The organism is Psychrobacter sp. H26 (genome assembly GCF_059073035.1).
Map to the genome: position 1 here is coordinate 2,671,478 of NZ_JCACRW010000001.1, position 26,569 is coordinate 2,698,046.

A 26,569-nucleotide genomic window follows, 5' to 3' on the forward strand; every position below is an offset into this window, starting at 1 on the left:
CAAGCACCTTTTAACTATCAAATACCTATCAAAGCGTACCAGCTATCAACTATGACCTGTAACCAGTCTCATTCTACTCATTATCTACCACCTACTGAGCTGTTGCCTTGGCTGGGTGCCAAAGGCTCTCTCACTGCTATGCTAGAAGAGAGGGCAGGGCAGCCACTGCGGGTAAAACGTAGCTTTGAGGGCTATCGACAGCTGTCTTTAATGCAAAAAAAGCAACTGGGTATCACAGGTGGTATGTTAGGACGACCGCTGCTGGCATGGGTGCGTGAAGTACACCTCTATGGCTGTGATGATGCGCCATGGGTACAAGCCCAAAGTATCTTTCCTCTATATAGTTTGCAGGGTCAGGCACGTCGTTTTCAGCAACTAAAAAACACCCCTATCGGCTATGTACTGTTCAAGCGCTGCCGTACCTTGCCGAACGAGCGTTTTATTAGCCATACGAGTGACGGTTGGCAACGGCAAACGCGTTATGACTGGTATGGCCGCACACTCATGATTAGCGAAACGTTCTTACCTGCGTTTTTATCTAACGATCTATAAAAATATTTTATGCCTTTATCAGTATAAAAAGGCAGTCAAGCGAAAACTTTCAGTGGGTAAATCCTTTATTTTGTTGGCTATTTAGCTGCGTTATATGACCATTTAATTCGCTCATCTTAAGGTGAGGTTTTTTTGCGCTCATCGTACAAATTTTCATGTTACACTTAATCTTTCGCAGTGATATCGATGCAAATGTATATCGATTTTATTGACGAATCAGTCAAGTTAATAGCAGGTTAATCGCCTGTGTTTGTTCTTATTTTATTCTTTGCTAATAGACGCCATTCACAATAGTGGACATACCATAAGACAGAACGTAAAAAGACAACAGATTGTAGAAAAACAGAGTGCAGAGGTGTTTAACATACCTCAAGCGACGTTGACGCATTAGTTGTTTTATTGTGGGCAGGCTATCAGCTTCTTTTCAATGACATTTTTTCAATGACAGTCACTACTTAGGACATCACTATGTTTAAAGATATTTCTATCAAAGATTTTGATCCAGTACTTGCTGAAGCCATGGCCGCAGAAAGCGTTCGTCAAGAAAACCATATCGAATTAATTGCGTCTGAGAACTACTGCTCACAAGCAGTAATGGAAGCGCAGGGTACTGACCTGACCAACAAATACGCAGAAGGCTATCCTGGTAAGCGTTACTACGGTGGTTGTGAGCATGTGGATGTCGTTGAACAATTGGCAATTGATCGTGCAAAAGAGTTGTTCGGTGCTGAGTATGTCAACGTCCAGCCACATTCTGGTAGCCAAGCAAACTCTGCGGTATTTTTAGCATTGCTAGAAGCAAATGACACCGTACTGGGCATGAGCTTAGACGCTGGTGGTCACTTGACACATGGCGCGCACATTAATTTCTCAGGCTTGAACTACAATGCTGTACAGTATGGGTTGGTAGACGGTACTGGTTTGATCGATTATGACCAAGTAGACGCTCTAGCACGTGAACACAAGCCAAAAATGATCATTGCTGGCTTTTCAGCGTATTCACAAGTAGTCGATTGGCAGCGTTTCCGTGACATCGCTGACGAAGTAGGCGCGTACCTGTTGGTAGATATGGCACACGTTGCTGGTCTGGTTGCAGGCGGTGTTTATCCAAACCCAATACCTTTTGCCGATGTAGCCACCACTACCACGCACAAGACCCTACGTGGCCCGCGCTCAGGTATGATCTTGTCACGTGATGAAAAATTGGCTAAAAAGCTTAATTCTGCGGTATTCCCAGGCAACCAAGGCGGTCCGTTGATGCACGTCATCGCGGCAAAAGCGGTCTGCTTTAAAGAAGCGCTAGAAGACAACTTCAAAACTTATCAACAGCAAGTAGTCAAGAATGCACAAGCAATGGCGAAAGTCATCCAAGAGCGCGGCTATGACATCATCTCTGGTGGTACTGAAAACCATCTAATGCTGATCAGCCTCGTTAAGCAAGAAATGACCGGTAAAGAAGCGGACAAGTGGCTTGGTGATGCACACATCACTGTCAACAAAAACGCAGTACCAAACGATCCAAAGTCACCATTCGTGACCTCTGGTATCCGTATCGGTACGCCAGCAATCACGACTCGTGGCTTTAACGAAGCGCAAGCCGCCGACCTAGCAGGCTGGATCTGTGACGTGTTAGACAGTCGCGGTGATGAAGCAGTTGCAACTGAAGTACGTGGTAAAGTAGAAGCGATCTGCAAAGAGCTGCCAGTGTACGAGAAAAACCAGTAAACCTAAATCTATACTGATTGAGTCAGCTCTCCTTAAAAGCTGCCAAAATAAAAACCGCTTAGCATTTGCTAGGCGGTTTTTTTGTTGTCCTCTATAAATATCTGAGCATCTAGCGCAACCTTGTGCTGGTATTATCATCTAGTAATTTTAAGCAGCCTTAAGTCTGTTATGTATACCTCAAACCACTATCAACATTATTTGACAACTATAGTGGATTCACCTGAATTTGATTGTCAATATGAGAGCGCTAAGTTGATGTTTAGTCGAGAAAAACATATAAATTTTTTTGTTTATACAAGAGTATTAGTATATAGTCAGCATTGAACGTTTAGTAATAATACTAATACAAAGTATAATAAATAATTACACTTTGTATTAGTGTCGATGTAATTGATTAAGTAACGATATAAATATTATTTTTACTAAAGGGATTTATATGAAAAAACAATCTTTAGTCGCAACGATGCTATTACTTAGCACTACTCTTGCCCAAGCAGCAGAGCAATCAGGTCTAGCAGCATTTGGGGCAGGTCTCGACAGTTTCATGGCCAGTATATTTGGCTGGTTCGTTGATCTTATTTTCTTCTCAGTACCTCTTGGGGACGTTAGCTTCCCACTCATTGTAGGTTGGTTGTTGATTGCCGCCTTAGTCTTTACCTTTTATTTTGGTTTTATTCAATTTCGCCAAATAGGTTTGTCTCTAGATATTGTCAGAGGCAAATATACTGATCCTAATCCCGCTACCAAAGAAGAAGGCGAGGTCAGCCATTTTCAAGCCTTAGCGACTGCCTTATCAGGTACCGTTGGTCTTGGTAATATCGCAGGTGTTGGTGCCGCCCTTGCTATTGGTGGGCCTGGTGCTACCTTTTGGATGATTATGGTCGGCCTATTCGGTATGGCGACTAAGTTTGTAGAGTGTACGCTAGGTGTCAAATACCGGACGGTATTACCATCTGGCGTCGTATCAGGTGGTCCTATGTACTACCTAAGCCGCGGTATGTCTGAACGCGGTATGGGCGGATTAGGTAAGTTTCTAGCGGTTGGTTTTGCACTTATGTGTATATTGGCGACCTTTGGTGCTGGTAACATGTTCCAAGGTAACCAAGCCTTTGCAGTAGTCAGCTCTACTTTTAACGTGCCAACGGAATACAGTCTATTCTTTGGTATTGGCTTAGCGTTTTTAGTTGGTATGGTTATCATTGGCGGTATGCCGCGCATCGCAACCGTTACCGAAAAAGTCGTACCATTCATGGCGTTGTTGTATATCACTATGGCGGTAATCGTACTGGTTGCTAACTTTAACCTCATCGGCGCTGCATTTGGTGAGATTTTCACGGGTGCCTTCACTGGTGCTGGCGTGGCTGGTGGCTTTATTGGTGCGTTGATTCAAGGTTTAAAACGTGCGACCTTCTCTAACGAAGCAGGTGTTGGTTCAGCTGCTATTGCTCACTCGGCGGTAAAAACAAAAGAACCTGCTACCGAAGGTTTAGTCGCGCTGTTGGAGCCTTTCATTGATACAGTTGTTATCTGTACCATGACGGCACTTGTTATCACCATCTCTGGAGTGAACACTGCCGCAAACTTGCAAACGCAAGCGATCACTGGTGTGGATCTAACCCGTGCAGCCTTTATGGAAACGGCGCCTATCTTCCAGTACTTCCTAGCGGTTGCGGTATTATTGTTCGCATTTTCAACGATGATTTCATGGTCATACTATGGTCTAAAAGCTTGGACTTACCTCTTCGGTGAAGGTAAAGGCGGCGAGATGATATACAAACTTATCTTCTTAGTGTTCGTTGTTATCGGTACTATCGTACAGTTTAGCTTTGTTATCGATTTCTCAGATGCGGCTCTGTTCGCTATGGCGATCTTTAACATCATCGGTCTATACTTCTTGATGCCAATTGTGAAAAAAGAAGTGAATTCTTTCGTCGCTCGTGTGAAGAGTGGTGAGATCAAAAAGTATAAATAGTGAGTTTGATTGAATACGCTATAATAATTTGATAATTAAAAAAGCCCGCCAAGATGAGTTTTGGCGGGCTTTTCGATGTCTGACATTCTTGATTTTATAGACAACTATCAAGCTTCAGTCTATGACAGCATTAGCCTACATAAACGGCAACTTGGTAAATATCTGCAATATCGTCGCATTGACGATATCGACAAAGAACGCACCTACCATTGGCACGATTAAAAACGCTTTAGGCGAGGGTAGATAGCGATCCGTAACTGCTTGCATATTAGCAATCGCCGTCGGGGTCGCCCCCATACCAAAACCGCAATGTCCTGCTGATAGTACCGCCGCGTCATAGTCTTTGCCCATGACTTTAAAGGTAATGAGGTAGACATAGATAATCATAATAATGGTCTGTACGACCAATATGATCAATACAGGACCTGCCAAATCGGTCAATTGCCATAGTTTCAAAGACAGCAACGCCATCGCTAAAAACAGACTCAATGACGCATTACCAAGCACGTCAATCGAGCGGTCAAACATATCAAAGTTGAAGACCATGGTTAGTACATTACGTATGATCACTCCGCCTGCCAGTGCCCACACGAATGTCGGCAACTCAAACCAAGTGCCTTCAGCAACTATGGCCATCACATCGGCAAAAGCCAAAGCACCTGCAAATAGTGCCAAGGTTTCGATAGTAGAGGACGCCGTGATAAAGCGCATGCTATCAGGTCTCTCAAAGATATCTTTATTACTACCGGCAGACTCCTCATCGTGCTTAGTGCTGTACAGCGACTGATTTCCTGCGACCTTTTCTATATCGCTTGGGTTCGGATTAGCAGGCGCAGGCTTTAGGCCAAGTCGATTGATCAGACGACGCGCCACGGGACCACCGACGATGCCGCCTGCCACCAAACCATAAGTCGCAACAGCGATACCCAATGTGGTCGCGCCAACCACGCCGTAGTCCTCTTCTAAGGTAATGCCCCAAGCCCCAGCAGTACCGTGACCACCCGTCAGAGCGATAGAGCCTGTGACCAGACCGAGTAGCGGATCAAGCCCTAATGCACTTGCCATAGCCACACCAACGACATCTTGTAGCACGATAAATACGGACACTACGATGGTGAAGATCAATAACGGTGTACCACCCGCTTTTAGACGACTAAAATCAGCGCTCAGACCGATAGAGGCAAAAAACATCAACATGGTGGCAGTTTGTAGCCCTTGATGAAAGTTGAAGCTATATCCCCAAACCATATTGAGAACATAGACAACAATCGCTGCAACTAGACCGCCTGCAACAGGCTCAGGAATATTGAAGTCTTCTAAAAACTTGACTCTCTTTACCAAAAAACGCCCCAGCAGTAGTACTAAGGTCGCGAGTATCAGGGTGTAATAACCGTTTAAGGTAATCTCCATAGGTTAATCCTTTGTATAAAATAAATTAACCTGAATTCGGGATAAATATGGCTTTATCTCGAATTCAGGTTTCTATGATTCAGGTTTTTATGATGATGAATGATTAACGGTGATTACTCTATTAACAACACTAGATCTCATCTGCAGATGGCACAATGATCCACAATTGTGGTTTGCCAAAGTCTCGATAGGCATCTTCAATGATGCACTTAAACATATTGAAGTCTTCGGTGTTTATACTTTTTGCTCCCGTCAAATCAAGCATCAGGTGCATCACATCGCTATCTGTCAGGCAGTCCCATGCACTGTCCCAGTTGTACGAAAAGTAATCAGGGAACTCACAGGCGCAGGCAAGACTCGTCAATAGCGTGGTTTTATCCAGTATGTCACCCGCCGGTATGGTAACAGCCTGCGCAGGAATATCCGCATGTAGTGCTGTACCGTTTTGGTTAATGTGGCCTTGATTAATACGGTCTGGATCAACATGGCTTTGGTTAATATAGTGGATGGCTTGGCTTATACTTTCTTGATCGATATTTTCTTTTTTCATATCTGCTTGTTTCATGTCCGTTGTTCCTTATCTATGCTGCATATCTGTTTGCTCAGTATTTGTTTGTTTAGCACTAAGGCACCTGCAGTCTTTGAAAACTATCGTAATGATCGACGGTCAAGTAATACACAGTAGGTGGATAACCCCCTGTGACGATACGACGTGCGCCGCGATGTGAGACGCCAGGTGTGGGTACGGTGTACTCGCGGTAGTAGCCTTGTGATTGTGTCGGTAGTCTGCCTTCACGATTATAAAACGTCGTTCCATCCTTATTTGGGTAAGGGTATGGTCCACCTTGCTGGATGAGCGCAATCGTATTATCGACCTGCTCATCACCCGTTATGCCAGCAGTGGCGACTTGAATTGTATTCTCAGAGGTATCTTGCGACAAGGTGGTTGACTCAACACTATTAGCAAATAACGTTGAGCTGATATCACCAAAGAAGTAGACAGCAATGGCGATAATAGCAATGAGGCTAAATAGGGTAGAGCCTAGGCTTCTTTTATTTTGACTGCTGTTTTGACCGCCGTATTGAGTGTTATGTTGTCTACGATTTTGATTAACGGAGTTTTGGTTAATGTGATTGGAATGATTGCGTCGCTTGCTATTACTAGGTGTTTTACTGGGCGCATTTGGCCCAGTATCTGGGTCAATGCTCAACGAAGAAGAGGTCACTTCGGTAGCTCGCAACTGGTTTTTTTCATTACGGGTACTATTGAAATACACGCTTTGACCAACCGTTATAGGCTCTACCAATCGTGCGTTACTAATATGAAAAAACACATCTTCACTTTGGTCATCTACATCGATAAAGCCATAGCCTTTATCCTGATTCCAGTGTTTAATCTTGCCACTTTGCATGGTTGCACCGCTCCCTATAATTTAAATGTCTATAATTTGCATACCTATGACTCAAATGAAAAACGCCAGCAAAATTGCTGACGTTTTTGGTTACTCATGGGCGTAGTGAATGCTCGTATGATTACGCACGAGTCTCGCCATGACCGTAGACGATCCATTTTTGTGAGGTAAGACCTTCGAGTCCGACAGGGCCACGTGCATGAATTTTGTCCGTTGAGATACCAATCTCAGCACCCAGACCATATTCGAAACCATCTGCAAAACGGCTAGACGCATTGATCATTACGCTTGCTGAGTCCACTTCGCGGATGAAGCGTTGTGACTTAGTATAGTTATCTGTGATGATAACATCAGTATGGTGACTACCGTGCGTATTGATATGCTCAATCGCCTCGTCAATGTCTGCAACAACTTTTACCGCGAGGATAGGGGCCAGATACTCAGTATCCCAATCCTCAGAGGTGGCAGCAGATAAATGACCGTTAAGCTTAGCATTGTCATTTAGGATGGCTTGCGATTTGTCATCAAGACGCAATTGCATGGCATCATCGGCAGCCACGATGGCTTCAGCAATTTTAGGCAGTAGCTCGCCTGCAACTGCTGCATCGACCAGTAACGTCTCCATCGTGTTACAAGTACCGTAGCGATGGGTTTTGGCATTGACACTGACGTTGATAGCCGTGTCTGTATCAGCATCGCTATCAATAAAGGTATGGCAGTTACCGTCTAGATGCTTGATCACAGGAACTCTAGCGTCGTTGCTGATACGTGCAATCAGACCTTTACCGCCACGTGGCACAATGACATCGACATAGTCAGTCATCGTAATCAACTCACCAACGGCAGCGCGATCGGTGGTTTGCAATACCTGAACACTGTGCTCAGAGAGATCAGTATGACTGAGGCCTTTGATGATGCATTTCGCAATCGCTTGGTTAGATTCAAACGCTTCAGAACCACCGCGCAATATAATCGCGTTACCTGACTTTAGCGCCAGTGAGGCCGCCTCTAATGTTACGTTAGGACGTGATTCATAAATCATACCGACCACACCCAGTGGTACGCGCATCTTGCCAAGATGAATACCTGATGGCTGATAGGTCATGTCAGTGACTTCGCCGATTGGATCAGGTAGACCAGCCACGTCTTTAAGACCTTGAAGCATGCCATCAAAGCGCGCTTCATTTAGCTCTAAGCGATCGAGTAGAGCACTATCAAGGTCGTTCTTTTGACCGTTGTCCATATCGATTTTGTTGGCAGACAAGATATCTTGCTTGGCGTTGATGAGCTCATCATGAATCGCCATGAGCGCGGCGTTTTTATCGCCAGTATTGGCAGCAGCAAGGGCGCGAGAAGCGGCACGTGCTTGCTTACCAACAGAGTGCATGTAAGTTGTGATGTCTGTTGTATTTGCTTGACTCATAAATTATTTTCCTTATGTCATACAGGTTTTATATAGATAAAAGTGGTTCTAAATAAAAGCGCCTAAAAAGGCGAAAATTTGGCAAAAAAAGAAGTTTTGAATGCCTACTTAAATAGCGATAGGTCATTATGCTATTTAAAATAGAGTAGATTGCGGCGATAGTAAAGATGATTTTGTGAACAGCGCCCGCTTTACAACGTGCTGATCATCCTTTATTTAGGACAGCGCTGTGAGTTATTTAGTACAGTGCCATGAGCAATATCACATACTCTGCGCTAGATGCTGGTTATCAATACTGCACTCTAACTTTACGTGTCTTTAACAGAACTGTGCTGTAAATACTAAGGTAGCCATGACGCATCATCAGTATAGTAAGCATTAACAAAGCAGCGCTAACAATAGATAGTGCTGGATCATAAAATGATGAATAATGGAGAATGAACATGGCTATTAAAAACGCAACGTATAAAAATTGGTTGACGGCTGGATTGGTTGCAGGTGCGCTCGCGCTCAGTGCGTGTAGTAAAGATGAGACTCCGATGGAAACGCAAGCTGATACGACTGTTGATGCGCAAACGAGCGTTGAAGAAAACGCCACAGCAAACAGCTCTGACGACGTCGCCGTTGCTACTGCTGATGACGGCATGGTCGTTGAAACGACAGATGATGTGGCTATTGCAACCGCAGATGACGCAGAGGTGCTCGATGGTACGGAAGACTCAGAGCATGTATCGACGTACTAAGAGTTATAGCGTACCCGTTTTATGCTACATATCACGGGTGACGCGCTGTCATCAGCTGCTGATCAAAGGCTCAGTGTAAACGCATAAGATAAAAGCACGCCTAGTACGCGAAAGTGATAAAATAAAGCCCAGAGCGATAAATGCCGTCTGGGCTTTTTTAGGTCAACGGTTTATAAAGTAGCCATAATCAGTAGTAACGACTAACTGATTGGTTAAATACAAGATTTGCCTTTTTGCTGTGGAATGAGAGACAATATGGCATTTTTTCTCTTGGCCTGCTCAGGCATAGGACTATTACGCTAGTGCTATAGATACCTATACTATTATATAAAGCTCATATTTATTTTTATTCGTGTTTTCACTCATATTTATTGGAAGTCTGCTGAACCATGCTTGATACTGCAAAAACCCCGACTCGGCCTATCGCCCTAGACTTACAAGACATCCATAAAAGCTATGGCTCATTAGAAGTGCTAAAAGGGGTATCTCTTACCGCCTATGATGGTGATGTCATCTCTATTTTGGGCTCATCAGGCTCAGGTAAATCAACATTGCTGCGCTGCATTAACTTGCTTGAAAACCCAAATCAAGGTCGCATCCTAATCGGCAATGAAGAGCTGATGCTCAAACCTGCAAAGTCAGGCGAGCTGCAAGCATCAGACGTTAAGCAGTTAGAGAGTCTGCGCGCGCGCGTGGGGTTTGTCTTCCAAAACTTTAACTTGTGGCCGCATAAGACCATTTTGCAAAACATCATTGAGGGACCGACGCAGGTGCTCAAGATTAAGAAAGCGCAAGCGATTAGTGATGCTGAGCAGCTACTCGACAAAGTAGGGCTACTCGACAAGAAAGATGCTTATCCAGCCAACTTATCGGGTGGTCAGCGTCAGCGTGTGGCTATTGCCCGTGCACTTGCTATGAAACCACAAGTGCTGTTGTTTGATGAGCCAACCTCGGCATTGGACCCTGAGCTGGTCAACGAAGTACTTGCTGTCATGCGAGAGCTAGCAGAAGAGGGTCGTACGATGCTGATCGTCACCCACGAAATGCGTTTTGCCCGTGAAGTATCCAGCAAGGTGGTCTTCTTGCACCAAGGTGTGGTCGAAGAGATCGGTACGCCTGAGCAAGTCTTTGACAACCCTACCTCTGAACGTGTCAAAGACTTTATGGCCTCACATCGCCCGAACTAATTCTGTATAAATCAGATGGTAGTAGAATCCTACTGCCATCAGATATTACAATTATCCAACTCCGCCACAGTCAAACTATAAGTCTAATAACTCCTACCACAATCAGAACCTATCACTATCGCATCTTGCCAAACGCAAAAATCACTATATCGTAACCATTGTTGACTCTTTATTGCCAGATAATAACTGTGAGTATGCAAAACGTTTGTTTTTGATATTTTACTCAGGTATTATCAAAAGGTTTATAGGTAGTCACAGCTGCTGGCTGCCTGTCATTCTGCTATCTATATTGCTTGTCTGGCAGGGACGTCAGAGAACCAAATATCAGAACCTGAAGCCAGAAAATCCTGTCAAAACCCTATGTCAAACCCATCAGAATTTAAGGAATGTATGATGTCGAATTCTCGCCTACTGTGGTCATCAATGACCGTCACCGCAGCATTGATGCTGAGTGCTTGTAGCCAACCTGCCAACGAAACAACTGATGCCAGCGCCGATGCACCTGCTGCAGAAACGACTGGGCAAACCATTCGTATTGCAACCGAAGGCGCTTACCCTCCATTCAACTATACCAATGCCGATGGTAGTTTGTCAGGCTTTGATGTCGATGTCGCAAACGCGCTATGTGATCAGATGCAAGCTGAATGTGAAATCGTCGCTCAAGATTGGGACGGTATTATCCCAGGTCTATTGGCACAAAAATATGATGCTGTTGTCGCAGGGATGTCTATCACTGCTGAACGCCAAGAAAAAGTTGACTTCACTGAGCCGTATTTTGCCAACACGATGGTATGGCTAACCAACAACGATGGCAGTTTTGATCCGATGGCGATCAACAATGTCACACTAGGTGGACAGCGCTCTACCACGCCAGGGGCTTATCTACAGGATAACTACGAAGGCAAAGAAGGCAACACGGTTCAATTGTATGACAACTATGACAATGCTTACTTGGATCTAAAGTCTGGTCGTAGCGATGCGGTATTGGCCGAAAAAGTCTCTGCCAAATCATGGTTAGCAGACAATACAGAAGGCTTTGGTATTGTTGGTGATGAAATTGATAACGATGACAACATTGCGATTGCTGTGCGTAAAGGGGATGGCCTCAAAGCAGAATTTGATAAAGCATTGAGCGAAATCCGTAGTAACGGTGAGCTTGCACGCCTTGAGCAAAAGAACTTTGGTCAATAATGTTTTCCTGAATGTTTGTACTCAAAACAAGCGATGCTGATAAGTAAAAAACGGTTCAGTATTGCAGAAACAGTTGAGTATAAAGTAGTCAGTAATAAGTGATGATACGGCTGGTAAATATATTAAGGAATAAGAGATATGACAATTTCAATGAGCAAAAAAGCATTGTGGCTAGCGCCGCTTAGCGCAGCAATGCTAATGTTGGCAGGTTGTAACAATAGCGCAGCACCAGAAGAAAGCGCTGAAGCTGATACCGCTACCGAAGCACCTCTAGATATCAAGATCGCCACAGAATCAAGCTATAAGCCTTTTAGTTACACAGACGCTGATGGCAAGCTAATCGGTTATGAGATTGAACTGGTTGACGCATTGTGTGCACAGATGAAAGCTGAGTGTGAAGTGATCTCACAAGATTGGGATGGGTTGATTCCAGGATTGAACGCACAAAAATTTGATGCAGCCATCGCTGGTATGTCGATCACCCCTGAGCGTCAAGAAGTGGTTGATTTTAGTGACCCGTATTTCTATAGCGGCATCATCCTAATTGGCAAAAAAGGCGATGACTTGAGTGTCGATGCGCTAGCGGGTCAGCCAATTGCATCACAGCGCTCGACGGTCTCCTCACAGTATCTACAAGACGAGCATGCAGATGCTGATATCAAGCTATATGACACGCAAGACAATGCGTACCTAGACCTAACGTCAGGCCGAGTACGCGGTATGATGTCTGACAAAGTCACTGGTACTGATTGGCTAAAAACCGAAGCCGGCAAAGATTACGAAATCAAAGGTCAAGAGATCAGCAGTGACGATGATGCGATGGGTATTGCCTTCCGTAAAGGCGATCCATTGGCTGCAAAATTCAATGCGGCATTGGCTGAGCTAAGAGATAATGGCACTTATGACCAAATCACTGGCAGCTATTTTGGTACCAGCTCGACCGCTGCTGCACAATAAGTAGTCGTCACGGATGGTGTCGAAGAGGTAGTGGTCGCCGACGAGGCGGCAACTAACTAAAAGGACGTCTAGCGAGCGAATTCTTGTTCCTCAAAAGGATGTTGTTTAACTAAGAAAACCCAAGGATGATCATGAGCGACCATTGTGCCCCAGCCTGTGCCACGATTGGCAAATCTGTTATGAGTACCATAACGACCAGTCGTCTATCTGTACCGTTGTTTGCACTAGCGACTGTTTTTGCAGTCTCTGGTTGTAGCAACAGTCAAGACAATGCAGGCGATACCAATCCAAAGGCTACCGATACAGCGGTAGCCACAAAAGAGGACGTATTACGTATCGGTACTGAAGGGGCGTATGCACCTTTCAACTATACCAATGCGGATGGGACACTTGGCGGTTTTGATGTTGAGATAGCAGAGGCGCTCTGCGCGGATATGCAGGTGACTTGTGAGATTGTGGCGCAAGACTGGGACGGTATTATCCCTGGTCTAAAAGCAGGCAAGTATGATGCGATTGTGGCGGCGATGTCGGTCACACCAGAGCGCGCAGAGCAGGTAAGCTTTACCGATCCGTACTTCAGTAATGCTTTGGTTTTTTTAGCCAAAAAAGACAGCAGCTTCGACCCCAGCAATCCTAGCGATATTGACGCTAATTCGATTGCCGCACAGCGCTCGACTATCTCATCACAGTGGTTTGAAGATACTTACCCGCAAGCTGAGATGAAGCTTTATGATACGCTGAGCAATGCATTTTTGGATCTTGGGTCGAACCGTGTTGATGCCATGATCTCTGATAAGCTACCAGCGATAGAGTGGCTCAGCTCACCTGCTGGTAGCAAATACGCGCTAAAAGGTGACGAGATTGATATCAACGATAACTTTGCCATAGCGGTACGTCCAGGCGACCCGCTACAGGCAAAGATCAATCAATCTCTAGCCAATATCAAGGCTAATGGCACATACGATGCAATCAATGAGAAGTACTTTGCGGTATCAGCAGCTGAGACGAGTACGGTCAGCATAGAAGCTACTGAACAGCCAGCGGTAGCAGATGCTAGCTGATGTCTAATAGCAATAAAAATTACTGATTCAAAATTACTGATCAAAAACTACTGTCTTGATTCACAAAAGGATATCGCTGTCATGGCGATGTCCTTTTTCATTAATCCCTAAACGTACTCTATACTCATAGCATAGTCATCGTTATTCCCCATCCGCTTTACTCAAATTTAGTCAGTCTTTTTCCTGGTTATCAGTCCAAGTGTCTGTTTAGGTACGGTTTAGGCACAGCTTTTACGCGTCAGTATTAACATCACAGCGAGTGAATATGATAAAATCAGCGCTCATTTCTACCGTGTCAATTATCGTAGCGCTAATCGTATTCTTCTGACGTCGTTTTTTGACGCAGACCATCCCTATTGATTTGGTATAAAATACGGTGTTTCGCCGCGTTCAGCTATTGATGCTGATTCTTTTAACTCATATTTTGCTAGGGCGTGTCTTCATTTTAAAAATGGTAATAAAAATGAGATAAATTGCAGTCAAACAAGGAAAATAGCGCAAATAATATCGAGATATTAGTCAGCTATTTGACGCCGTTTAGCAAGATTTAGCCGTTTTTAAACCATTTAGATGTCTATCGATTGAATTGAAGACATGCCCTAATTGCTAATATAAAGAGACTGAGTGGATAATCGTGTTTGACTTACAAGGATTTGGCGCGCTTTTATTAAGCGGCGCTACCGTCACCATACAGCTTGCCGTGACCAGTTTAATTATTGGTCTGGGCTTAGGCTTGCTTGGCGCAACTGCAAAGATGTCCAACATCTGGTTACTGCGTAAGCTTGCGACTGTCTATACTGCGACGATGCGCGGTATTCCTGAGCTGTTATTGGTGCTCTTTATTTATTATGGCGGCTCTATATTATTGATGAGCATCCTCAAAAAGTTCGGCTATAACGACTATGTCGAGATCAGTGCTTTTTGGGGTGGTGTCATGGCACTGTCTATTGCTTTTGGTGCCTATGCGACTGAGATTTTTCGCATGTCCATCCAAGAGATTCCGGTAGGTCAGCGCGAAGCGGCGCAAGCGATTGGTATGCGTCCTTTTCAGACGTTTTATCGCATTACGTTGCCGCAGGTATGGCAGATTGCACTGCCTGGTCTGGGGAATTTGTTTTTGGTATTGCTCAAAGATACGGCATTGGTATCGGTCGTGGGTCTCAAGGACATTATGTATCAGTCTTCACGAGCAGCGCAGTCAACACAGCAGCCATTTACCTTTTATATGGCCGCCGCGATTATTTATTTGGGTCTGACCATGTTGATTACTGGCTTTATGATGTGGCTTGAATGGCGCGCCAATCCTGCGGCACGCTATGCCAAAAAGATAAGCCGTCAATCCACTCACAGTCAATCGACCATAGGATAGAGGAGAAATACTATGGATTGGAATTGGCAGGTCATTTTTGATCACATCCCTGATTTACTAGGCGGCGCGGTATTGACCGTACAGCTGGTTGTGATCTCAGGTATTATTGGGTTGCTCTTCGGCTTGGTTTTAGCACTGCTACGACTATCGAAAAACTGGCTCGTACAGATACTTCCGTTTTTATATATCTTCTTCTTTCGTGGCACGCCGCTACTGGTACAAATATTCCTGATTTATTATGGTTTGGGTCAGTTCGAGGCGGTGCGTGAGTCGTTTTTATGGGAGCCAGTACTTAGCCAAGCTTACTGGTGTGCCATCATTGCCTTTACCCTCAATACCAGTGCATACCTCGCAGAGATTATACGCGGTGCGATTCAGACGATACCCGTCGGTGAACTTGAAGCCGCTGATGCCCTTGGGATGTCAAAATGGCAGAAGCTTACACGGGTTACCTTACCGCGTGCGTTTGGTATCGTGATACCTGCTTACAGTAACGAAGTTATCTTTATGCTAAAAGGTAGTGCCTTGGCGTCGACCATCGCTCTGATGGATATCACGGGTGTTGCTCGTACGATTAGTGCGCGTACCTATACCTTGATGGAGCTGTTCTTTGCAGCGGGTATCGTTTATTTACTGTTGTCATGGGTGATCTTATTTAGTTTCAGATTGTTTGAAAAACGCATGAATCGTCATACCAGTTATGTGCCGCCAGATGTGGTGACCAATACGATTCCATAGTTAGCAGATGATCATTGAAGTCGTTAGGATGACAGTAGACAAGACAGTATGGAGTGCTGATAAGTATTCATCATTTACAGGGAGAGTCTAGTATGAGCCAATCGCCACATGTATCGTTAGCCAATGCTATCGCAGCGGGTGTCAATCAAGAGCAAAGCATTAATAACCATAACGACAGTCTACGCGCTACTATTGGTAAAGTGGTCTGTGTGGGTCGTAATTATGCGGCGCATGCTGCAGAGTTGGGCAATGAAGTGCCGTCATCGCCAATACTATTTATGAAGCCAGCGTCTTCGGTGGTTTCTATGCGTAGCGATGTGATCCGACCCAATCCAGAGCAGCTTGGCGAGACGCATTATGAGGCTGAACTATGCATTCAGCTATCCGCTGATTTGTCCATGGCGACGATTGAGCAGGCGCAGCAAGCAATAGGCGGGGTGACGTTAGGGTTGGATTTGACCTTGCGTGATTTGCAAAGCAAGTTAAAAGAAAAAGGTCATCCGTGGGAGCGTGCCAAATGTTTTGATGGGGCATGCGTGCTTGCTGATTGGCTTGACCCACAAGCGTTTGGCAATCTTCAAAATGTACAGTATCAGCTGTCTATCAATGACACGCTGACGCAAGATGGTGATAGTGCTTTGATGCTGTTTCCCGTCTATGAGCTACTGGTCAATATCAGTCATGCCTTTAATTTGCAGGCAGGCGATGTGATTATGACTGGCACACCAAGTGGCGTAGGCGTCTTGCAAGCAGGAGATAAGCTTACCCTCACGTTGGGCGCTCATGAGTGGACATCGCAAGTACGATAGGCTTGCTAAGATAGCTGAAGCCATTATTTACAATAATATCTTTTAACAACGGCTAGCAATGACAGCTTGTAGTAATACATATCAAAAACCCTAAGCAATCGCTTGGGGTTTTTTGCGTTTGTGTTCTTTGTATTTTGTGCTTTTTATATTGAGTCTGATTATTACACTATCTTGTCTGCTTGATGGTTCTTATTGGCTCAATTGTGCTTAGTTGTCATCGAGCCGACAATTGTCATTATTTTGTCATCTATCGTTCAGCGTGCTGTCATAAAGGATCAGTAGACTTAAGCGGAATTCATATTTTTGTGGTTGTAATTGCAACGCCGCGACCCACCCTCCGCCAATCTAGCCTAATAGCAAGGTGACTGATAATGACATTATTGAACAATGAGCGAACGCTTGCCCACGAAGTGGTTGAAGACTCAAACCCTACTAACAATACTGATTTTCAGACGATTATCAATCGTCGATTGAACCGCCGAAGCATCCTAAAAGGGGGCACAGGATTGACGGCTGCTGCGTTTTTTGGCGCACTACCATTGGTTGGTTGTAGTGATGATGACGACGGTAATATTGTAGGCAATGACAATAACGCCGCTATCCCTGCACAAGGGGATTTGAGTCGTCCGGATACGTTGAAGTTTGAGGCAGTCGCGCACTCAACTGCGGATACTATGACGGTAGCAGCAGGCTACACCGCTGAGATGATCTTGCCGCTTGGCACACCGCTCATGTCGGGTATTGAGGATTGGAAAGACAACCGCGAACAGTCTGCCGAATCATTTGAGTGGCGTATGGGCGATAACCACGACGGCATGTGGTTCTTTGGCAAAAACGGTAATGCTTACGATGCCAAAGCTTCAGAAAACAGCCTATTAGTCATGAATCACGAATACGTCAACAGCAGTGAGCTCAGTCCTTTTGGTTACTATGTCACTCAGGATAATGATGCGGCTCCTATCTTCAAAAACCGACGTCTTGCAAGCGACGTGCGCCGCGAGGTTAACTGTCATGGTGTCTCGGTGGTTGAGCTCACTCGCCGTGCGGATGGCAATGGCTATGAGATGGTAGCAAACTCAAAATACAACCGCCGTATTACCAGTAGTACGACTGCGCAATTAGCAGGTCCTGTAGCAGGCTCTGATCTGGTCAAAACCAAGTTTGATCCAACAGGCTTTCAGACTCGCGGTATCAACAACAACTGCGGTGCAGGACTGTCACCTTGGGGTACTTATCTGACCACAGAAGAGAACTTTTTGGGAGTGTTCGCCCGTGGACAAGATGCCAGTCAATTGAGTACTGGTGATAACTACGGGCGTGAGCGCTATGGTGCGACAGAGAACTTCCCAGGCTGGGAGTATCTATGGCATACCCCAGATGCAAATGACGCTAAGATAACAGACGAGTTCTCACGCTGGGATATGACGGCCGTCGGTGCCAGCGCCGCTGAGGACTATCGCTATGGTTTTAATACGTTTGGTTATATTACCGAGATTGACCCATTTGACCAGAACTCTGTACCGCAAAAACGAACTGCCCTGGGCCGTTTTGCTCACGAAAACTGTGCCTATGCCCCTGTAGAGCAAGGCAAGCCAGTGGTGTTCTATATGGGTGATGATGCGCGCGGCGAGTACATCTATAAGTTTGTATCTACAGCAGTCTGGTCAAATTCAGATATCGGTGGTGGATTAGCAGCGGGTGATAAGTATCTTAATGACGGCACACTATACGTTGCGATCTTCAATGAAGATGGTAGCGGCGAGTGGAAAGCCCTCGTTCATGGTCAAAACGGTTTAGATTCTTCTAACAGCGTATTGCCGTTTAATGGGCAAGATGAGGTGCTCGTATTTGCTCGCGCTGCTGCTGACGCGCTGAACGCTACTAAGATGGATCGACCTGAATGGGTATCGGTCAGTCCGATGACAGGCGATGTCTATGTGACATTGACCAATAACAAATATCGCGGTGTGCGCGATGATCAACCTGTCTCAGCATCCAATCCTCGCAGTTATAATAATGATGGCAATGACAATGGTCATATCATTCGCTGGGCAGAAGCGGGTGGCGATCATGCTGCAACGAGCTTTGAGTGGGATATCTATCTGTTTGGTGCGCCAAATGATCTGTCAGCAGAAAACCTATCTGGGCTGAATGACAACAACGATTTTTCTTCACCTGATGGCTTGTATTTTGATCCACGCGGCGTCTTATGGATTCAGACAGATGATGGCGCTTATACTGATACCAGTAGCTGCATGCTGCTGGCCGCACTACCGGGTGAGGTCAGTGATGGATCGATGACCACCACATCAGCAGGGCAGTCAACCCGAGTGGGCACATCTGCTAGCAATGATAATATCAAACGCTTCTTTGTCGGTCCTGAGGGCTGTGAAGTCACAGGCATTACTATGGCACCAGATTTCAAAACCTTGTTTATTAATATTCAGCATCCAGGCAATACTTGGGGTGCGGTCGCTGGTGGCAATATTCCTCGTTCCGCGACTGTGATGATCACACGTGATGATGGTGATGTCATACTGGCAGAATCATTCGATAAGACAGATAGCTCGGCGCAATAAGCGAAAACAGTGATGCAAAACAACCAGATAGAACAGTCAGATAAATAATGGTCTATCGCATAGCTAAAAGTACTAAAACTATATAAAAAATCCCAAGTCATGGCTTGGGATTTTTGTTTGGGTGTATATGCTGAATAACGCTTTTATGATGACAAAGCCACCGTTTATCATCTATATCTCTCTTTTGGTCACTAATGGACGCTGAAATCAAATCATTCGCTTCTATTTGCGACAGTTAAAGGATAGTATGGAAAACTATCCTTATCGCTAAATGTGTCAATATTATGAGCAGCCAAAATTTGTTTTATAACCCTAGTGTTAGTGACAGTAGCGCTCAAAATGATAGCAATTATACTCGCAATCACCATGAACTTGATGCGCATTTTTTCTCAGATGCTAGCGTACCGCTGCATAGTGATTGGTATGAGCAGATAGATCAGCTCGAAGCAATCGATATGGATGAGCTGGTCAAGTTATTAGCAGACACAGACGACGGCAACGAAGCCGTCAAAAAGCCTGTCTCTTTGGCGGACTTTTTTGAAGGATTGGCGCAGCTTGCAACAATGGGTGTGGTCGAGATCACTGAAATAGTTGAAGCTATTCACCGTGAGGTTATCTTGCGTCCGATGGGTCGATTCAATGATAAGCATCTGAATAAGTGGCAGCGCGGTTTTACTGGACGCATCTATGGCACGATACGCCATATCATGCTAATGGTCGGTAATAATCTAGCCTCTATCCTACGAATATACAAAAACTTCATCGTCCAAAAAACGGCTCAACCATTGCCTGACTCATTAAAAAAATTGGTCAATGTCATCAATGGTGTCATGGGCGACCATTTGGTCAACAATCAAAACGCACTCGCTGTCCCGATGATGTTATACAACAAAGATGGCAGTCCCCAAGAACAGATCCTATCTGGACGTATCGTTATCTTTTGCCATGGTTTGTGTATGAGCCATTTGAGCTGGCATGCACAAGAAAATAATAACCTAGGCGATGCGGTACATGTCAGTCAGCCTGATACTACCGTGCTGTACTTAGATTACAATACAGGGCGACGTATCTCACGTAGCGGTCATAAGTTCTCTCAGCTACTACAGGACTTGGTCGATGATAACCCAGATATCAGTCAGATAGATTTGGTTGGTCACAGTATGGGTGGATTAGTTTCCCGTAGTGCGCTGTTTTATGGTGAGCAAGAGCGCTTGGACTGGATAAAGCGCGTGGGTAATCTCATCACCCTAGGCTCCCCGCATCATGGAGCAGTGCTTGAGCGTATCGGTAATTATGTACAAGACATCATTGCCAAGTTGCCATTTGCAGGCTCACTTGCCAAACTCGGTGACATGCGTAGTGCTGGTATCATTGATCTACGTCACGGCAGTATTCGTGATGCTGACTGGCAGGCACTAGAGGGACGCAGCGTATTACCACAAGATTTCCGCCATCCTGCGCGTCTGCCAAGCGGGATTAAAACCTACTTTGTCGCTAGTGCTTTGCTCGAGACGCATTATGACTCTAAGATGACTGATCTGCTAGGTGATAGTCTGGTCTCGGTGGCATCAGCGTTGGGTGAAGACGATGCTGAGCATGCTTTGTTTGTGCCAGATGGTCACAAAGCGATATTTTATGGTGTGAACCATATGAACTTAATTCATAGTCGACGGGTACGTGAGCAAGTCGTTGAATGGCTGTTCGACAACGGTCGAAGTGACTATGCCGGACGTCCTCGCATACATTCTTATCCTAGAAGTTTGGCTGTGGCGGTGTAGAGAACAGTGAGGATCATTTCGAGTTATCTGCGTTATATGTACTGCGCAATGACGTTTTTATCATCTCAGAAAGTGCTACTGAGAAATGTATCTTTGCTATTAGGCAGCGCACTCATAGTTACTAGCTGTGCAAAGCCAAGTGTACACGACCCCAACGCTCAAATTAAAGTAGATGTAGAGGGTGACAAATACGTTATTCCCTTAAACCATATTGTCAGACCAGATACGGGTAGTTATGCCAGTTTTGAGACGGATATGGGTCATGGGTATTTCTTTTGGCCAAGTGGTCGAGGCCTCAATAATAATGATAAAAACCCAAATGTCTTTGATTATGACAATAATATTATAGAGTTTTACTGGGCAGCTAAAAACTCAAAAATTGAAGGTGCTGATATACCGACTAGAATAGATGCTATCAAGCAAGAAGAAAATAGAGGTCTTGATAAAGATGCTTATGAACTAGAGGCATATATCGGATCAGGCGATAATCCCTTTATATACTATATAGGAAGTACTTATACAGACGTGCCGATCACGATTCGCTGTATGCCTACAATTGATGAAGACCAAGATAGGATTTGCCAAATGGAGTATATGTATCCTGAGTACAATAACTATGTAAGACTTCAGTTTTCAAAAAAACATTTAGCTGACTGGCAGGCAATCAATACTATGGCGATTGATTACATGAAAAAATGGCATCAAGACTAAAGACAGTTCAATGTAAAAGCAGTCACATACTTTTTAAAATTGCAAAAATAAAAAACCCCTCAAGCATCACACTTGAGGGTTTTTTTATAAATACTGATTTATAGCAAGTAAGAAAAATTACTCAGCAAATATTGCTGCTACATCATCTTTATTAAATTTATAGACTTCACCGCAGAATCCGCAATCCATCTCAAACGTGCCGCCTTGCTCATCGATAATGTCTAACGCTTCTGCCTCACCGATTTGCTCGATTGCCATCTCGCATTTTTCGCGTGAGCAGGTGCACCCAAAGGCTAAGGGAGCAGGCTCAGGCGCGACGACGTTTTCTTCATGATACAAGCGATAGAGTATTTCGTTAGCATCCAATGTAGTCAGCTCTTCTGCCTTAACCGTACGCGTCAGCACGCTCAGACGAGTCCATAAGTCATCATCGATACCGGCATCTTGGTTTTGCTCAACTTCAGATGTTTCTTCAGCAGTACGCGGTAGCATCTGTACCAATATACCACCCGCTTGTAGGCCATCAGATGCCAAGTTAATCAATGTCGGAATCTGTGCCGATTGCTTTTGATAATGTGCCAAGCAGTCTGCTAGATTGTCATGGCTACGCTCAACGATACCTTGGTACGGCTCACCGCCATCAGGTTGGATATTGATAAACAAGACGCCTTGCCCCATTGCGCCCAACTCAGCAAAGGCGTCTTTGGCATGAGTCATGTTGTCCCATGCTTGTATTTGCTCATCTGTCTCACCTTTCCAGCTGGCAAGCGCACGGATGATACCGTCTTGATCGCATTCTGCCATTGCCCAGTTCAGTAGACTATCACTGTCTGACGACTGCAATTGAATAGATAAGCGACCGTTGATTTTGACCGTACTGATGAGCAAACTCGCTGCGGTCAACATTTCACCCAACAAGCGTTTGATGGCTTCGGGATAAGGCTTTTGAGCAATGGTGCTTGCATAGCTACGTGATAGGCGCACGACGTCGCCGCGCACTGGAGAGTCTTCAATAAAGAAACGTTGGCGAATGTCGTTACTACCATGAGTGTCAGTAGTTTGGCTGTCCGTATTTGGGACTTGGGTATCTTGTGTCATAAGTCATTTGTAGTATAAGGAAGTTGTTTGCTTTATGGGGATTGCTGCCGATTTATCAATTGTATTTATCATACTGCGATGACTAGCTTGTATAGCAAAACCCAATAAGCGGTCTAAATAATAAGGCTATATCTATACAAGCTTTTATTGATCACAGCCTATATAGCCTTTATTGGTTCGAGTTTATAACCTTATAGCAGCAGTAAATCACTGGCGTTTAACCAAAGATAGATATCTATGTAGATATAGATTCTCTCGAAAAAAATTCACCATCGAGTGCAATTTTGTTGTACAGTAACATTAAATTGCATTGTGATAAACAACAGCAACAACTGTACGGATGCGGCGCAGTTAGGTCGTCCAATTAGACCTATGTCGTTCAAGCACTCATTAATCTTGTGATAAAAGGATGTATTTCATGACCTACTCATTTTCTAAACCGTTGACTTTGGTAGCCTTTATGGCACTTGGCTTAGCGGGTTGTAGCAACAGCAGTGATACTAGCACTGAAGCGCCAGCAGATGATGCAACCGCGACAGAAACCATGAATGGTACGCTACAAAAAATCAAAGACTCGGGTACCATCGTTGTCGGTCACCGTGACTCCTCTATCCCTTTTTCTTATATTGCTGATGACCCTAACCAGCCTATCGGTTATGCACATGACCTAGAAATGAAGGTAGTAGAAGCCGTCAAGCAAAAGCTAAACATGCCAGACCTCAACATTCGTTATAACCTGGTGACCTCACAAACCCGTATCCCACTGGTACAAAACGGTACGGTAGATTTTGAGTGTGGCTCAACCACCAATAACGAAGAGCGTCAAAAACAAGTGGCATTCTCTAACGGTTTCTTTGAAATTGGTACACGCTTACTGACCAAAAAAGACTCTGGCATTCAAGACTTTGAAGACCTAAAAGGTCAGACTTTGGTGACTACGGCAGGTACGACGTCAGAGCGCTATATTCGTCAGTACAATGATGACAATCAGATGGATACCAATATCATCTCAGCAAAAGATCATGGCGAAGCTTTCTTGATGCTAGAAAACGGCCGCGCTGATGCCTTTATGATGGACGATGTACTGCTCGCTGGTGAACAAGCCAAAGCAAAAAATCCTGATGAGTGGGTTATCGTTGGTGAGCCACAGTCGTTTGAGATTTACGGTTGTATGATGCGTAAAGACGATCCTGAATTCAAAGCAGTGGTTGATGAAGCATTGACCAATGTCTTTAGCTCAGGCGAAATCAATAGCATTTATGACAAATGGTTCTTGAACCCAATCCCGCCAAAGAACGTCAATCTAAACTTTGAGATGTCAGACAACCTAAAAGCGTTGATTGCCAATCCACATGACAGCGCTCAGCCAAAAGTTGCAACGGCTCAGTAACGCTCATTGTCCCTCAATATAGCTTGCCTATACGCTCAGATAGCTTGTGATGCTGTCTGTGACGTTTAGGCTTATCAATCGCTGCTCGGAGAGACAACCATGAATTATAGCTGGAACTGGGGTGTGCTCTTTGAGCAGACTGGTATCGGTAACGAGCTTTATATCCATTGGATGATTACTGGTCTAGGCTGGCTGCTATTGATTGGTAGTATTGCCTGGACCATCGCTATGGTCGTCGGTACCATCTTTGGTATCATGCGTACGCTGCCCAATAAGACTGCTCGTACCATTGGTACGGCATATGTGACGTTTTTTCGTAATATTCCACTATTAGTCCAGTTGTTCTTTTGGTTCTATATTGCACCTGGCTGGCTTACGCCCACGATACAAGAATGGTGGTACAAGGAGTTGTCTCCGAATACCTCAGCCATGCTATCAGCCAGTATCGGTCTGGGTCTATTTACCGCTGCTCGTATCGTCGAGCAGGTACGTACAGGTATTGAGTCACTGCCTGATGGGCAGATCAATGCAGCCTATGCACTAGGGTTTAGTATTCCGCAAGTCTACAAAGAAGTACTACTGCCGCAAGCCTTTCGTATTATTTTACCGCCACTCAGCTCTGAGCTGACCAACTGCTTTAAAAACGCATCTGTCGCCTCGCTTGTTGGGGTAATGGAGCTGATCAGTCAAACCAAGACCATCAGCGAGTATACCCAAAACAGCATTGAAATTTATACCTATGCGACGATTATCTACTTGGTTTTCAATCTGTCCTTGATTGCTATTATGGGACTGATTGAACGTAAATTGCGTGTACCCGGACTCATTGCAGGAGGTCAGAAATGAATATGACCGAATTGGCAACCGCCTATCCTGGTTTGATGGGCGGCATGATCACCACCTTAAAAGTGCTGTTTTTGGCTATTTTGGGCGGTATCAGTCTAGGAACCGTATTGGCATTGATGCGCTTATCAGGCATCAAAGCGCTTGAGATTCCAGCGAAGCTGTACGTCAATTACTTCCGCTCTGTACCGCTGCTACTGGTACTACTGTGGTTTTATTTTGCGGTACCGATGATTTATCTGGGGGTAACAGGCAAGTACTTGCAACTTGATGCTGCTTTTGCGTCTTGTGTGGTTGCCTTTATGATGTTTGAGGCCGCTTACTTCTCAGAAGTGGTACGTGCTGGTATCCAATCGATTGGCAGCGGACAGGTCAATGCTGCCAAAGCACTGGGCATGACATATAGACAAACCATGAGTCTGGTTATCTTGCCGCAAGCCTTTCGTAAGATGCTGCCACTGATTTTGCAGCAGTGTATTATTCTGTTCCAAGATACCACACTGGTATTTGCGATTGGTTTGACAGATTTTTTCCGTGCCGCATACGTTCGCGGTGAGCTTATGGGATTACTCACACCTTATATCTTAGGTGCTGGTGCTGTCTATTTTGTGATTAGCTTGAGTGCCTCTATTGGGGTGCAGCGTATTCAAAAGCGTCTGCGGTTCTGATGCGGTACTTGATGTGATTTTTTGGATGATGACGTCTTAAATAACAGTTATCAAAAACAATGTAGTTAGGAGCCAGTGATGAGCACAGCGGATACATACTTAAATGCCTTTGGCGGACTGGTCACCAACAGTGGTCATGCTAGTGATGAGATGGTCATTCAAATGTCCAATGTCAGTAAATGGTATGGAGACTTTCAGGTACTGAAGGAGTGTACCGCGCATGTACATAAAGGGGATGTGGTCGTGGTTTGTGGCCCATCAGGTAGCGGTAAATCAACCTTAATTAAGACGGTCAATGGACTTGAGCCCTTTCAAAAAGGGGAAATCATGGTCAATGGTGTCTCTGTCGGTGATTCAAAGACCAATTTACCCAAGTTACGTAGCCGTGTCGGCATGGTGTTTCAACATTTTGAGTTGTTTCCGCATTTGACGATTATTGATAATCTGACCGTCGCACAGATCAAAGTATTGGGACGCAAAGAAAGCGAGGCCAAGCAAAAAGCCATGGCATACCTAGACCGCGTCGGTCTGACGGTACAGGCAGCAAAATATCCAGCTGAGCTCTCTGGTGGTCAGCAGCAGCGTGTGGCGATTGCTCGTGCACTGGCTATGGACCCTGTGGCGATGCTCTTTGATGAGCCGACATCCGCTCTTGATCCTGAGATGATTCAAGAAGTGCTCGACGTGATGGTTGAGCTGACTCGTGATGGTATGACTATGATGTGCGTGACGCATGAAATGGGTTTTGCCAGTCAGGTTGCCAATCGTATTATCTTTATGGATGAAGGACATGTCGTAGAAAATTGCAGCAAGGATGAGTTCTTTGAGGGTGCAAAAAGTGAACGTGCACAGCAATTCTTATCAAAGATTTTGAATCATTGATCGTATTTTGATTTGCGACTATTGATGGCACTGTTTGCAATCGTAATGCTATTAATCGTCATGCTACTAAC

General features: G+C 44.9%; 23 protein-coding genes. 18 read left to right on the forward strand and 5 right to left on the reverse strand.

What is annotated here, in order from left to right; genetic code table 11:
* Window positions 1-51: 51 nt before the first annotated feature.
* From AC5JPT_RS11100 to AC5JPT_RS11110, 3 genes are all read left to right on the forward strand, one after another.
* Entirely contained in the window at window positions 52-552 is a 501-nt protein-coding gene (locus tag AC5JPT_RS11100; RefSeq protein ID WP_493858138.1) for a chorismate--pyruvate lyase family protein, read from the forward strand.
* Window positions 553-1,020: 468 nt separating this feature from the next.
* Window positions 1,021-2,277, forward strand: coding sequence for a serine hydroxymethyltransferase (gene glyA, locus AC5JPT_RS11105; RefSeq protein WP_319051105.1), 1,257 nt, complete (start codon window positions 1,021-1,023; stop codon window positions 2,275-2,277).
* Window positions 2,278-2,713: 436 nt separating this feature from the next.
* Entirely contained in the window at window positions 2,714-4,249 is a 1,536-nt protein-coding gene (locus AC5JPT_RS11110; RefSeq protein ID WP_493858139.1) for an alanine/glycine:cation symporter family protein, read from the forward strand.
* A 135-nt stretch (window positions 4,250-4,384) separates the two neighbouring features.
* Here AC5JPT_RS11110 and gltS read toward each other — a convergent pair whose 3' ends face one another.
* The 4 genes from gltS to AC5JPT_RS11130 all read right to left on the reverse strand — a co-directional run bounded on the left by gltS (window position 4,385) and on the right by AC5JPT_RS11130 (window position 8,494).
* A complete protein-coding gene (gene gltS, locus AC5JPT_RS11115; RefSeq protein ID WP_443525370.1) occupies window positions 4,385-5,659 on the reverse strand; it encodes a sodium/glutamate symporter in 1,275 nt (424 codons plus the stop codon).
* A gap of 130 nt (window positions 5,660-5,789) precedes the next feature.
* On the reverse strand, window positions 5,790-6,224 hold the full coding sequence (locus AC5JPT_RS11120) for a barstar family protein (RefSeq protein ID WP_493858140.1): 435 nt from the start codon (window positions 6,222-6,224) through the stop codon (window positions 5,790-5,792).
* Between the two features lie 58 nt (window positions 6,225-6,282).
* A complete protein-coding gene (locus AC5JPT_RS11125) occupies window positions 6,283-7,071 on the reverse strand; it encodes a ribonuclease domain-containing protein (RefSeq protein WP_493858141.1) in 789 nt (262 codons plus the stop codon).
* A gap of 121 nt (window positions 7,072-7,192) precedes the next feature.
* Entirely contained in the window at window positions 7,193-8,494 is a 1,302-nt protein-coding gene (locus AC5JPT_RS11130) for a glutamate-5-semialdehyde dehydrogenase (RefSeq protein ID WP_493858142.1), read from the reverse strand.
* Between the two features lie 443 nt (window positions 8,495-8,937).
* Here AC5JPT_RS11130 and AC5JPT_RS11135 point away from each other — a divergent pair, with 443 nt between their 5' ends.
* The 11 genes from AC5JPT_RS11135 to AC5JPT_RS11185 all read left to right on the forward strand — a co-directional run bounded on the left by AC5JPT_RS11135 (window position 8,938) and on the right by AC5JPT_RS11185 (window position 21,617).
* A complete protein-coding gene (locus AC5JPT_RS11135; protein ID WP_493858143.1) occupies window positions 8,938-9,237 on the forward strand; it encodes a hypothetical protein in 300 nt (99 codons plus the stop codon).
* Between the two features lie 389 nt (window positions 9,238-9,626).
* On the forward strand, window positions 9,627-10,424 hold the full coding sequence (locus AC5JPT_RS11140; protein WP_443525379.1) for an ABC transporter ATP-binding protein: 798 nt from the start codon (window positions 9,627-9,629) through the stop codon (window positions 10,422-10,424).
* Window positions 10,425-10,814: 390 nt separating this feature from the next.
* The gene (locus AC5JPT_RS11145; protein ID WP_443525381.1) at window positions 10,815-11,615 is read left to right on the forward strand and encodes a transporter substrate-binding domain-containing protein; all 801 of its coding nucleotides are present in this window, start codon (window positions 10,815-10,817) and stop codon (window positions 11,613-11,615) included.
* A gap of 138 nt (window positions 11,616-11,753) precedes the next feature.
* On the forward strand, window positions 11,754-12,572 hold the full coding sequence (locus AC5JPT_RS11150) for a transporter substrate-binding domain-containing protein (protein WP_114701217.1): 819 nt from the start codon (window positions 11,754-11,756) through the stop codon (window positions 12,570-12,572).
* 179 nt (window positions 12,573-12,751) lie between these two features.
* On the forward strand, window positions 12,752-13,633 hold the full coding sequence (locus tag AC5JPT_RS11155; RefSeq protein WP_493858473.1) for an ABC transporter substrate-binding protein: 882 nt from the start codon (window positions 12,752-12,754) through the stop codon (window positions 13,631-13,633).
* A 634-nt stretch (window positions 13,634-14,267) separates the two neighbouring features.
* Window positions 14,268-15,002 (forward strand): ABC transporter permease, encoded by a 735-nt coding sequence (locus AC5JPT_RS11160; protein WP_114701215.1) that lies wholly within the window; start codon window positions 14,268-14,270, stop codon window positions 15,000-15,002.
* Between the two features lie 12 nt (window positions 15,003-15,014).
* Window positions 15,015-15,740, forward strand: a complete 726-nt coding sequence (locus AC5JPT_RS11165) for an ABC transporter permease (protein WP_319051095.1) — start codon at window positions 15,015-15,017, stop codon at window positions 15,738-15,740.
* Window positions 15,741-15,832: 92 nt separating this feature from the next.
* Entirely contained in the window at window positions 15,833-16,549 is a 717-nt protein-coding gene (locus AC5JPT_RS11170) for a fumarylacetoacetate hydrolase family protein (protein ID WP_493858144.1), read from the forward strand.
* A gap of 371 nt (window positions 16,550-16,920) precedes the next feature.
* Entirely contained in the window at window positions 16,921-19,128 is a 2,208-nt protein-coding gene (locus AC5JPT_RS11175; RefSeq protein ID WP_493858145.1) for a PhoX family protein, read from the forward strand.
* Window positions 19,129-19,412: 284 nt separating this feature from the next.
* Entirely contained in the window at window positions 19,413-20,906 is a 1,494-nt protein-coding gene (locus AC5JPT_RS11180) for an esterase/lipase family protein (RefSeq protein WP_493858146.1), read from the forward strand.
* A 48-nt stretch (window positions 20,907-20,954) separates the two neighbouring features.
* Window positions 20,955-21,617 carry a hypothetical protein gene (locus tag AC5JPT_RS11185; protein ID WP_493858147.1) on the forward strand — a complete coding sequence of 221 codons (663 nt, stop codon included), beginning with the start codon at window positions 20,955-20,957 and terminating at the stop codon, window positions 21,615-21,617.
* A gap of 117 nt (window positions 21,618-21,734) precedes the next feature.
* Here the strand turns inward: AC5JPT_RS11185 and hslO are convergent, their stop codons facing one another.
* Window positions 21,735-22,715, reverse strand: coding sequence for an Hsp33 family molecular chaperone HslO (hslO, locus tag AC5JPT_RS11190; RefSeq protein WP_493858148.1), 981 nt, complete (start codon window positions 22,713-22,715; stop codon window positions 21,735-21,737).
* 418 nt (window positions 22,716-23,133) lie between these two features.
* Here hslO and AC5JPT_RS11195 point away from each other — a divergent pair, with 418 nt between their 5' ends.
* The 4 genes from AC5JPT_RS11195 to AC5JPT_RS11210 all read left to right on the forward strand — a co-directional run bounded on the left by AC5JPT_RS11195 (window position 23,134) and on the right by AC5JPT_RS11210 (window position 26,498).
* Window positions 23,134-24,105 (forward strand): glutamate/aspartate ABC transporter substrate-binding protein, encoded by a 972-nt coding sequence (locus AC5JPT_RS11195; RefSeq protein WP_493858149.1) that lies wholly within the window; start codon window positions 23,134-23,136, stop codon window positions 24,103-24,105.
* 99 nt (window positions 24,106-24,204) lie between these two features.
* Entirely contained in the window at window positions 24,205-24,951 is a 747-nt protein-coding gene (locus AC5JPT_RS11200; RefSeq protein WP_319051089.1) for an amino acid ABC transporter permease, read from the forward strand.
* Window positions 24,948-25,616: an ABC transporter permease subunit gene (locus AC5JPT_RS11205; RefSeq protein WP_319051088.1), complete on the forward strand. Its 669-nt coding sequence runs from the start codon at window positions 24,948-24,950 to the stop codon at window positions 25,614-25,616. The genes AC5JPT_RS11200 and AC5JPT_RS11205 overlap by 4 nt, the downstream gene beginning before the upstream one ends.
* A 150-nt stretch (window positions 25,617-25,766) precedes the next feature.
* The gene (locus tag AC5JPT_RS11210; RefSeq protein WP_319051235.1) at window positions 25,767-26,498 is read left to right on the forward strand and encodes an amino acid ABC transporter ATP-binding protein; all 732 of its coding nucleotides are present in this window, start codon (window positions 25,767-25,769) and stop codon (window positions 26,496-26,498) included.
* Window positions 26,499-26,569 lie beyond the last annotated feature (71 nt).

What these genes read in the sequence shown, in the direction of transcription:
- AC5JPT_RS11135 (WP_493858143.1), top strand. Translation starts at nt 8,938, where the DNA reads ATGGCTATTAAAAACGCAACGTATAAAAATTGGTTGACGGCTGGATTG.
- AC5JPT_RS11195 (WP_493858149.1), top strand. Translation starts at nt 23,134, where the DNA reads ATGACCTACTCATTTTCTAAACCGTTGACTTTGGTAGCCTTTATGGCA.
- AC5JPT_RS11205 (WP_319051088.1), top strand. Translation starts at nt 24,948, where the DNA reads ATGAATATGACCGAATTGGCAACCGCCTATCCTGGTTTGATGGGCGGC.
- AC5JPT_RS11170 (WP_493858144.1), top strand. Translation starts at nt 15,833, where the DNA reads ATGAGCCAATCGCCACATGTATCGTTAGCCAATGCTATCGCAGCGGGT.
- AC5JPT_RS11180 (WP_493858146.1), top strand. Translation starts at nt 19,413, where the DNA reads ATGAGCAGCCAAAATTTGTTTTATAACCCTAGTGTTAGTGACAGTAGC.
- AC5JPT_RS11120 (WP_493858140.1), bottom strand. Translation starts at nt 6,224, where the DNA reads ATGAAACAAGCAGATATGAAAAAAGAAAATATCGATCAAGAAAGTATA.
- AC5JPT_RS11175 (WP_493858145.1), top strand. Translation starts at nt 16,921, where the DNA reads ATGACATTATTGAACAATGAGCGAACGCTTGCCCACGAAGTGGTTGAA.
- AC5JPT_RS11185 (WP_493858147.1), top strand. Translation starts at nt 20,955, where the DNA reads ATGACGTTTTTATCATCTCAGAAAGTGCTACTGAGAAATGTATCTTTG.
- AC5JPT_RS11140 (WP_443525379.1), top strand. Translation starts at nt 9,627, where the DNA reads ATGCTTGATACTGCAAAAACCCCGACTCGGCCTATCGCCCTAGACTTA.
- hslO (WP_493858148.1), bottom strand. Translation starts at nt 22,715, where the DNA reads ATGACACAAGATACCCAAGTCCCAAATACGGACAGCCAAACTACTGAC.
- AC5JPT_RS11150 (WP_114701217.1), top strand. Translation starts at nt 11,754, where the DNA reads ATGACAATTTCAATGAGCAAAAAAGCATTGTGGCTAGCGCCGCTTAGC.
- AC5JPT_RS11110 (WP_493858139.1), top strand. Translation starts at nt 2,714, where the DNA reads ATGAAAAAACAATCTTTAGTCGCAACGATGCTATTACTTAGCACTACT.
- AC5JPT_RS11210 (WP_319051235.1), top strand. Translation starts at nt 25,767, where the DNA reads ATGGTCATTCAAATGTCCAATGTCAGTAAATGGTATGGAGACTTTCAG.
- AC5JPT_RS11165 (WP_319051095.1), top strand. Translation starts at nt 15,015, where the DNA reads ATGGATTGGAATTGGCAGGTCATTTTTGATCACATCCCTGATTTACTA.
- AC5JPT_RS11100 (WP_493858138.1), top strand. Translation starts at nt 52, where the DNA reads ATGACCTGTAACCAGTCTCATTCTACTCATTATCTACCACCTACTGAG.
- AC5JPT_RS11125 (WP_493858141.1), bottom strand. Translation starts at nt 7,071, where the DNA reads ATGCAAAGTGGCAAGATTAAACACTGGAATCAGGATAAAGGCTATGGC.
- AC5JPT_RS11130 (WP_493858142.1), bottom strand. Translation starts at nt 8,494, where the DNA reads ATGAGTCAAGCAAATACAACAGACATCACAACTTACATGCACTCTGTT.
- AC5JPT_RS11200 (WP_319051089.1), top strand. Translation starts at nt 24,205, where the DNA reads ATGAATTATAGCTGGAACTGGGGTGTGCTCTTTGAGCAGACTGGTATC.
- AC5JPT_RS11145 (WP_443525381.1), top strand. Translation starts at nt 10,815, where the DNA reads ATGATGTCGAATTCTCGCCTACTGTGGTCATCAATGACCGTCACCGCA.
- glyA (WP_319051105.1), top strand. Translation starts at nt 1,021, where the DNA reads ATGTTTAAAGATATTTCTATCAAAGATTTTGATCCAGTACTTGCTGAA.
- AC5JPT_RS11155 (WP_493858473.1), top strand. Translation starts at nt 12,752, where the DNA reads ATGAGTACCATAACGACCAGTCGTCTATCTGTACCGTTGTTTGCACTA.
- gltS (WP_443525370.1), bottom strand. Translation starts at nt 5,659, where the DNA reads ATGGAGATTACCTTAAACGGTTATTACACCCTGATACTCGCGACCTTA.